The organism is Mycobacterium sp. (assembly GCF_035499775.1).
Classification (GTDB): Bacteria; Actinomycetota; Actinomycetes; order Mycobacteriales; family Mycobacteriaceae; genus Mycobacterium.
The window spans coordinates 1-7,677 of sequence record NZ_DATJYB010000557.1 but is presented as its reverse complement, the minus strand read 5'-3'; the positions used below and the strand labels follow the sequence as shown (position 1 = coordinate 7,677).

General features: G+C 65.0%; 8 protein-coding genes and 1 pseudogene. All 9 read right to left on the bottom strand.

Translation table 11 applies throughout. The features are described from left to right. Positions 1–48: 48 nt before the first annotated feature. The gene (gene atpB, locus VML93_RS33965; protein WP_325617528.1) at positions 49–807 is read right to left on the bottom strand and encodes a F0F1 ATP synthase subunit A; all 759 of its coding nucleotides are present in this window, start codon (positions 805–807) and stop codon (positions 49–51) included. Then, on the bottom strand, positions 800–1,258 hold the full coding sequence (locus VML93_RS33960) for an ATP synthase subunit I (protein WP_414686520.1): 459 nt from the start codon (positions 1,256–1,258) through the stop codon (positions 800–802). The genes atpB and VML93_RS33960 overlap by 8 nt, the downstream gene beginning before the upstream one ends. Positions 1,259–1,485: 227 nt before the next feature. Continuing rightward, positions 1,486–2,718 carry a UDP-N-acetylglucosamine--decaprenyl-phosphate N-acetylglucosaminephosphotransferase gene (rfe, locus tag VML93_RS33955; RefSeq protein WP_325617527.1) on the bottom strand — a complete coding sequence of 411 codons (1,233 nt, stop codon included), beginning with the start codon at positions 2,716–2,718 and terminating at the stop codon, positions 1,486–1,488. 17 nt (positions 2,719–2,735) lie between these two features. Next, positions 2,736–3,389: an L-threonylcarbamoyladenylate synthase gene (locus VML93_RS33950; RefSeq protein ID WP_325617526.1), complete on the bottom strand. Its 654-nt coding sequence runs from the start codon at positions 3,387–3,389 to the stop codon at positions 2,736–2,738. Further along, positions 3,382–4,230 carry a peptide chain release factor N(5)-glutamine methyltransferase gene (prmC, locus tag VML93_RS33945; RefSeq protein WP_325617525.1) on the bottom strand — a complete coding sequence of 283 codons (849 nt, stop codon included), beginning with the start codon at positions 4,228–4,230 and terminating at the stop codon, positions 3,382–3,384. The genes VML93_RS33950 and prmC overlap by 8 nt, the downstream gene beginning before the upstream one ends. After that, positions 4,227–5,303, bottom strand: coding sequence for a peptide chain release factor 1 (gene prfA / locus VML93_RS33940; protein WP_325617524.1), 1,077 nt, complete (start codon positions 5,301–5,303; stop codon positions 4,227–4,229). The genes prmC and prfA overlap by 4 nt, the downstream gene beginning before the upstream one ends. Before the next feature lie 107 nt (positions 5,304–5,410). Further along, positions 5,411–5,647, bottom strand: a complete 237-nt coding sequence (rpmE, locus tag VML93_RS33935; protein WP_325617523.1) for a 50S ribosomal protein L31 — start codon at positions 5,645–5,647, stop codon at positions 5,411–5,413. Positions 5,648–5,842: 195 nt separating this feature from the next. Beyond that, on the bottom strand, positions 5,843–7,417 hold the full coding sequence (fadD1, locus tag VML93_RS33930; RefSeq protein WP_325617522.1) for a fatty-acid--CoA ligase FadD1: 1,575 nt from the start codon (positions 7,415–7,417) through the stop codon (positions 5,843–5,845). A gap of 21 nt (positions 7,418–7,438) precedes the next feature. Next, positions 7,439–7,677 (bottom strand): annotated as a pseudogene (locus tag VML93_RS33925) (transcription termination factor Rho); the annotation flags it as partial.

Here is a 7,677-nt window from a genome sequence, read left to right as displayed (position 1 = left end):
TACCAGGCTCCTGTAATGGTGCGTGGGCCGGGCCAATTGGTGGCCGGATTAGTCATGATGCTCGTCCAGCTCCATAGCCTGACTGAAGTACAAGATGGTCAGAATCGAGAAGATGAAGGCCTGGATCGCCCCGACGAACAGATCGAACGATTTCCAGATCGCATTGGGCCCCCACATGACCCACGGCCCGAGGAGCGCGATCAGCGACACCAGGATGCCGCCGGCGAAGATATTGCCGAAAAGACGGAGCGACAACGAGATCGGCTTGGCGAGTTCTTCAACGATGTTGATCGGCGCCAGGAATGCGACGTGACCCTTCAGCAGCTTGACCGGGTGCCCGATGATGCCACGGCGCCAGATTCCTGCCGCGTGGTATGAGCAGAACACGAAAAGAGCCAGCGCCAGGACGTAATTGATGTCCCCCGCCGCCGGCGTGAGTAATTCCTTAGGGCTGCCATCCTTATCCGCGTATTGCAGCGGAAGGACAGACAGCCAGTTAGAGATCAGGATGAACACGAAGATCGTGACCGCCAGCGGCAGCACGAACCCAGCGATCCGCATACCGATGGCGCTCTCGATCTGATCGCGCATCTGGATGGTGAGCGCCTCCCAGAACAGCTGCACTCCACCGGGCACACCGGTCGAAGTGACCTTGGCGCGCAAGTAGAAGGCCAGCGCAATCACGATCACCCCGGCGATCGCCGTCGACAGTACTGTGTCGACGTTGACGGTCAAGCCCAGCCAGGTTTTCTGAAGGTGATGACCGACCTCGATTTTTGGGGGATCGGCCAGGATCGTCTCAATCATCGCTGGTACTCCCTTCGGTCCCTTCCGAAGACGTCGTCGACTCCTGCGCGCGCAGCCTCTTCAAAACCGGCAGCGAGGTCGCGAACACCAGTAACACCTGGAACAGCGCCAGACCGAACACCACGCCCAATCCATTCGGCCGGAATACCGCCGCGATGATGAGCGCAAGGACGGTGATGATCGCCAGCCGCGACGCCGAGTTGAGCGCCATCGCCTTTTTCAGCGGATGTTCTTGCGCCGTGATCGCCCCGACCGAACGCCGCACCAGTAGGGCGTTGAGCAAACCCAACAGCAGGCCGATACCGAAGAACACCCCGAACATGAGTCGGCCGCCCAGACCGGCGAGCAATGTCGCCCCAGCAGTCAACACAAGGCTGATGACAAAGAGGCGAAGCGGGCGGAAAACGACTGCGGGAAGCACCAACGGCGCGTCCTGCGCTGGTGTCGTCACAGCAGCACCTCAATCTCGGGTTGGTGGAGCCTGTACCACCCATCCGACCGATCGGTGGCCCGCAGAGCGTATCGCAGTCGTCGCGGTGGAAACACCCATGGGGTAGCTCCTGGTGTCGGTCGTGAATCGGCGCGATCGGATTAGCATCCGATAGGCCGGGTGGCCGGCGACCCGCGAGGTTTATTTCGGGGTTCTAGCTGCACCGTACCATATGGTAGAGCCCCCTACTACTCCCTGTCGTAGTCCTGGCCGAAGTCGTCGTCGTAGTCGTCGTCGCGACGGCGCAACAACGGGATCACGGTCGCGATGCCCGCGACCACAATCGCGCCCAGCATCACCGCCGCGGTGTGGCGAGGGTTGAAGAAAATCGTGCTCGCGGCGCCGAACGCAACGATGCCCACCCACAGATAGATCAGCAGCACCACGCGGCGGTGCGAATGACCGATCTGCAGCAGTCGGTGATGCAGGTGCATTTTGTCGGGGCTGAATGCGCTGCGGCCCGCGCGGGTGCGACGGACGATCGCCAGCAGAAGGTCGAGCATCGGCACGAACATCACCGCGACCACCAGCAGGAAGGGCGACAGCAGAGCAAACACGTCGCGGGCCCCATACGCGTTCTGCGAGATGGGGCCGGCAGCGGTCGTGGAAGCCGCGGCCAGCATCAAGCCGATCAGCATCGAGCCCGAATCGCCCATGAAGATCTTGGCGCGGTGAAAGTTGTGTGGCAGAAAGCCCAGACAGGCACCCGCGAGCACCACCGAGATCACCGCGGGCGGATAGAAGAGCACGTCGCCGCCGTGGTCGCGGAGCAAACCAATCGAGAAGATGCAGATCGCCAGCGCCGTGATGAGCCCCAGCCCGGCTGCCAGCCCGTCCAGTCCGTCGACGAAGTTCATCGCGTTCACGATCGACACGGTCAGCGCAAGGGTGAGCAAAATCGAAGAGGACTGGTCCAAGACGATGGTGCCGACGCCGCCGATCGGGATGTAGAGCACGCTCCAGGCGACGCCCATGGTGACCAGCACGCTCGCGGCGGTGATCTGGCCGGCGAACTTCGTCAGCGCGTCCAGGCCCCAGCGGTCGTCGATCAGCCCGATTCCCATGATCACAGCGCCCGCCACCAAGACGGCGGGCATGCCGGTGGAATAGACGAACCCGCGAGTCAGGGCCGGCAGCTGGGACGCCAGAAAGACAGCGGAGATGACACCCAGAAACATCGCCAGCCCGCCCATCCGCGGGGTCGGCGTGACGTGCACGTCGCGTTCGCGCGGGTAGGCGACTGCTCCCAATCGGGTGGCCAACACGCGGACCGGCCCGGTCGCGAAGTAGGTGATGATCGCCGCCGTGAGCCCAACGAGCGCGAGTTCGCGCAACGGGACACCAGCGCCGCGATCAGACAGGGCGAGCAAACCACCGGCAAGGGTGGTTACGTCGCTGGACACCTCGAGAACGTACTGCACCAACCTGAGACGCCGCCTTAAGCGATCAACGTCGCGGGGTCCACGCCGAGCACCTCTGCGATCCGCTCGGTGCTCACCGGTCCCGCGCGCAGCACACGCGGTGCCTCGCCGGTCAGGTCGACGATCGTGGACGCCGCCTGCTGCACGGACGGGCCCGCGTCGAGATAGACCTCGACGGTATCGCCGAGTTGGCTACGGGCCTCGTCGGCGTCGACTGCCGGCGCGCGGCCGGAGACGTTGGCGCTCGACACCGCCATCGGCCCCACCTCACGCAACAGCTCTATGGCGACCGGGTGCAACGGCATTCGCAACATCACGGTGCCGCGGGCATCGCCCAGATCCCACTGCAACGACGGGGCCTGCGTCACCACGAGACTCAGCGCGCCGGGCCAGAATGCACGGATCAGTTCACGAGCCCCGTCCGGCACGGCGTAGACCAGACCTTCGATGGTGTGCCAGGAGCCGACCAACACACCCACCGGCATGTCGCGCCCGCGTCCCTTGGCCGACAGCAGCGCGGCCACCGCGTCACTGTCGAACGCATCGGCGCCGATCCCGTACACGGTGTCGGTTGGCATCACAACCAGTCGGCCGGCTTTGAGTGTCCCCACCGCCGCGGCGATCCCACGCGCCCGCTGGTCGGGGTCAGCACAGTCGAATACGTCAGTCATTTGCGCCGCTCCCCCGGCGGGCCGTCACGAACCTGGGCCGGCCGGCCAAATCCCGTCGGGCCATGATGTCATCGAAAAGTCTTGTACCCGAAAGCAATCCGATAGTGGCTGCCGATGTGCTGTCGTCATGTTCAACGGCTAACAGACCAGCGGGCCGCAACCAGCGCCCGGCGAGGTCGACGACGGCCGAGATCACCGCCATCCCGTCCGGCCCGCCGAACACCGCGTGCGGCGGATCATGCTGGGCCACTTCGGGTTCCAGCAGGACATCCTCGGGAACGTAAGGCGGATTGGCCACCACCAGATCGACCCGTCCGTCGAGTTCGGGAAGCAGACCCGGTGTCGCCACATCGGCGTGCAAGAGCTCTACCGCGGTGCCCGCAACGTTGCGACGCGCGTACTGGAGGGCGGTGTCGGAGTCGTCGACGCCGATCACGCGGGCCTCGGGCCAGTGCCGGGCCAGTGCGAGCGCCAATGCGCCGGACCCGGTACACAGGTCGACAATGACCGGCCGCGTTCCAAGCCGCCGCAGGGTGGCCCACTCCAACACGGCCTCGGTCTCCGGACGGGGGATGAACACACCGGGGCCGACATGCAACTCGACCGGGCCGAACGCAACGGTGCCGATGAGGTGTTGCAAGGGAATTCGTCGCGAACGTGCGCTGACCATGTCGTGGTAGTGGCCGAAGAACTCCTCTGGCGGCTCCAGCAAAGGCAACCGGCCGCGGTCGGTGCCTGCCACATGAGCGGCCAACAGCTCGGCGTCGTAACGCGCGGAGTCGATCCCCGCGTCGGCCAGCACGGCCGCAGCGGAGTCGATCGCGCGCAACAGTTGGGTCATGTCGCCTGTTGCAGCCGGGACTGCTTGTCGGCGGCGCCCAGCGCGTCGAACAACGCATCCAGGTCGCCGTCGAGCACCTGATCGAGATTGTGCGACTTGAAACCGATGCGGTGATCGGTGATCCGGTTCTCCGGGAAGTTGTACGTGCGAATACGCTCGCTGCGATCTACGGTGCGGATCTGGCTGGCCCGATCCGCCGAAGCGTCAGCCAGCGCTTGTTCCTCGGCCACTGCCTGCAGGCGCGCGGCCAGCACCTGCAACGCACGGGTCTTGTTCTGCAGCTGCGAACGTTCGTTTTGGCAGGTGACGACGATCCCGGTGGGCAGATGGGTGATCCGCACCGCGGAGTCGGTGGTATTAACACCTTGGCCACCCTTCCCCGAAGAGCGGTAGACGTCGATGCGCAGATCGGACTCGTCGATTTGGATTTCGCCGACCTCTTCGGGCTCCGGATAGACCAGCACGCCGGCCGCCGAAGTGTGCACGCGGCCTTGGGATTCCGTTACCGGAACCCGCTGTACCCGATGGACGCCGCCCTCGAATTTCATGCGTGACCACACGCCGTCGGCATTGTCGCCTTTACTGGCGATGGCCAGGGTGGCGTCCTTGTAACCGCCCAGATCCGAGGTGGTTTCGTCCAGCACCGTCACATTCCAGCCGTGTCGCTCGGCGTAGCGGATGTACATCCTGGCCAGGTCGGCGGCGAACAATGCCGATTCCTCGCCTCCCTCACCGGATTTCACCTCAAGCAGGATGTCGTCGGTGTCGTGCGGGTCGCGAGGTGCCAGCATGTCGGTGAGCTGGGTGTCCAGTTCGGCGACCCGGGATTCCAATTCGATGACTTCCTCGGCGAACGACTCGTCGTCGGCGGCGAGCTCACGCGCGGTGTCAAGGTCGTCGCGCGCGGACACCAGTTTGCGGTGGGTGGCGACGATCGGGGCCAAACGGGCAAACCGGCGCCCGACCTTGCGCGCTTCGTCGGGCTTGCTGTGCAGCTCGGGGTCTGCCAACGCACGCTCGAGCTCGGCGTGTTCGGCCACCAACACGTCGATGGTCTGTACCGGTTGCGTCATGTCAGACCTCCTTGCACCTTCTGGTTCCTCCGGGAACTCTTACCGCAAACACGAACCGACGCCCGGCCTGCGCGGTTTCGAGCACAGTTCGGGCGTCGGTGAGCCAGCTATTTGTCGGTTGAAGCCGCTTCGCTCTTGGTGCGCTTGCCGTAGCGCTTTTCGAAACGGGCCACCCGGCCACCGCTGTCCAGGATCTTCTGCTTGCCGGTGTAGAAGGGATGGCACTGCGAGCAGACCTCGACGACGATGTTCCCACCCTTCTTGGTGCTGCGGGTCTGGAATGTGTTCCCGCACCCGCAGTGCACGGTGGTCTCCTCGTAGGCGGGATGAATGTCAGCTTTCATGATGTCCTCTTCGATCGCTTGCCGCACTGGGCATGAACCCCGAGAACCTGGACTGGCTCTGAGGGTGGTCGACCGTCGATTATGCCAGGTCAACCTACGTAGGCCCAAACACCGAGATGCGGCCCTGCATTCCCGGCGCACACCCGTCCCGGTGTGTCATGTGCGTGGTTGCAGTGTCGGGGCCAGGCCGTGACGCTACACGACGCTGTAAGACGCGCTTTTCCCACTGCGTGTCCACAGCACACCGCCGTCGGGGGCTGCGCCGCGAGCGGATAGCTCTCGCTTGAGGATTTTGTTGGTCGCGGTGGCGGGCAGGCTCTCGGTCAGCCAGACGCGGCGGGGCCACGCTTTGGGTGACAGATCGGGCTGGTCGGCCAGAAATCGGCCGAACTCCTCGGGCGTCAAATCGGCGTTGTCCTGCAGTACGATCGCCGCCATAACCTGGTCGCCGACGTGTTCGTCGGGTACCGCGTACACCGCGACGTTGCTGATCGGCGTCAACCGCTGCAGGATCCGCTCAATCGGCGCCGCGGTCATGTTCTCTCCGTCGACACGCATCCAGTCACCGCCGCGGCCGGCGAAATAGATCCACCCGTCGGCGTCCCGGTAGGCGAGGTCCCCCGACCAGTACATGCCGTCGCGAAGTCGTGCATTGGTGGCATCCGGGTCGTTGTAGTAGCCGGAGAACATGCCGGAGCCGGTCGTGTTGACGATCTCCCCGATCGCTTCGCCGGCGTTGGTCAGGGCCCCGTCGGCGCCGAAAGTGGCCGGGGGACATTCGGTGAGCGTGTCCGGGTTGTAGATGGCGACACCTGGAAAGCCTTTGCCGAGCGACCCGGGCGGGCAGCCGTCTTGCCGGGTGATGATGATCGCACCTTCGGTGGCGCCGAACCCGTCCTCCACCCGGCAATCGAAGCGGCGGCTGAATTCGGCGATATCACGCTCGTTGGCCTCGTTGCCGAACGCGACCCGCAGCGGGTTGTGGTGGTCATCGGAGCGCTCGGGAGTGGCCAGCACGTACGCGAGCGGCTTGCCGACGTAGTTCATGTATGTGGCGCCGTACCTGCGCAGGTCCGGGAGCAGCCCGGACGCCGAAAAGGTCGCGGGGACCATCGTCGCGCCCGCTGCCACCGCCACGCTCCACCCCGCCAGCAGCGCATTGGAGTGAAACAGCGGCATGGACAGATAGCAGACGTCGGAGGCATCGATCCCGAACCGTGCGATCAGCGCCGGCCCGGCAAACAGCACGGTCAGATGGGGTATCTGCACCGCCTTCGGTTCGCCGCTGGTCCCGGAGGTGAAGATCATCATGAACGTGTCCGTGGCCGTGACCTCGCGGTGCGGTGCCAGCGCTCCAGCGTCGGCCAGCAGGGCGGACCATGACTCGCTCGTCACGTCGAACACCTGCACCCCGGGCAGATCGACACCCTCAAGCAACTCTCGATGCGCCGGGTCGGTGAGCAGGATCTGGCAGTCGGCCTTGGCAATGTCGCGGGCCAGGGCGGCACCGCGGCGCGTGTTGTTGATCCCGCACAGCACGTATCCGCCGAGCGCCGCCGACGCCATGGCGGTCAGCATTTCGGGAGTGTTGCCCAGTAATGCGCCGACGTGCAGCGGGCGGTCGGGATCGGCGGCGCGAATCAGGGCCGCGGCGGTGGCGCCGGCGTCGGACAGGTGTTCGCGCCAAGTCCACACCCGGGCCCCATATTTGAGCGCCGGCGTGTCCTGATCCGAACGCTCACGAAGCAGCTGCTGCAGCGTGTCTGCCACGGCTCAACAGGCTAGTTGAGGCTAATCGTTGTCCATGTTGCCGGGCGTCGTCTTGGACACCTGGACCAGGAATTCGTAGTTGGTCTTGGTCTTGCGCAGCTGCGACATCAGCAAGTCGATGGCCTGATGGGAATCCAGGCCCGAGAGCACGCGGCGCAGCTTGTGCACGATGCCGAACTCGTCGGGCGAGAGCAGCAGCTCGTCCTTGCGGGTGCCGGACGGGTTCACGTCGACGGCGGGGAAGACCCGGCGCTCGGAGA

Coding starts and splice junctions, on each gene's coding strand:
- atpB (WP_325617528.1), bottom strand. CDS start 807: ATGATTGAGACGATCCTGGCCGATCCCCCAAAAATCGAGGTCGGTCAT.
- prmC (WP_325617525.1), bottom strand. CDS start 4,230: ATGACCCAACTGTTGCGCGCGATCGACTCCGCTGCGGCCGTGCTGGCC.
- VML93_RS33950 (WP_325617526.1), bottom strand. CDS start 3,389: ATGACTGACGTATTCGACTGTGCTGACCCCGACCAGCGGGCGCGTGGG.
- prfA (WP_325617524.1), bottom strand. CDS start 5,303: ATGACGCAACCGGTACAGACCATCGACGTGTTGGTGGCCGAACACGCC.
- rpmE (WP_325617523.1), bottom strand. CDS start 5,647: ATGAAAGCTGACATTCATCCCGCCTACGAGGAGACCACCGTGCACTGC.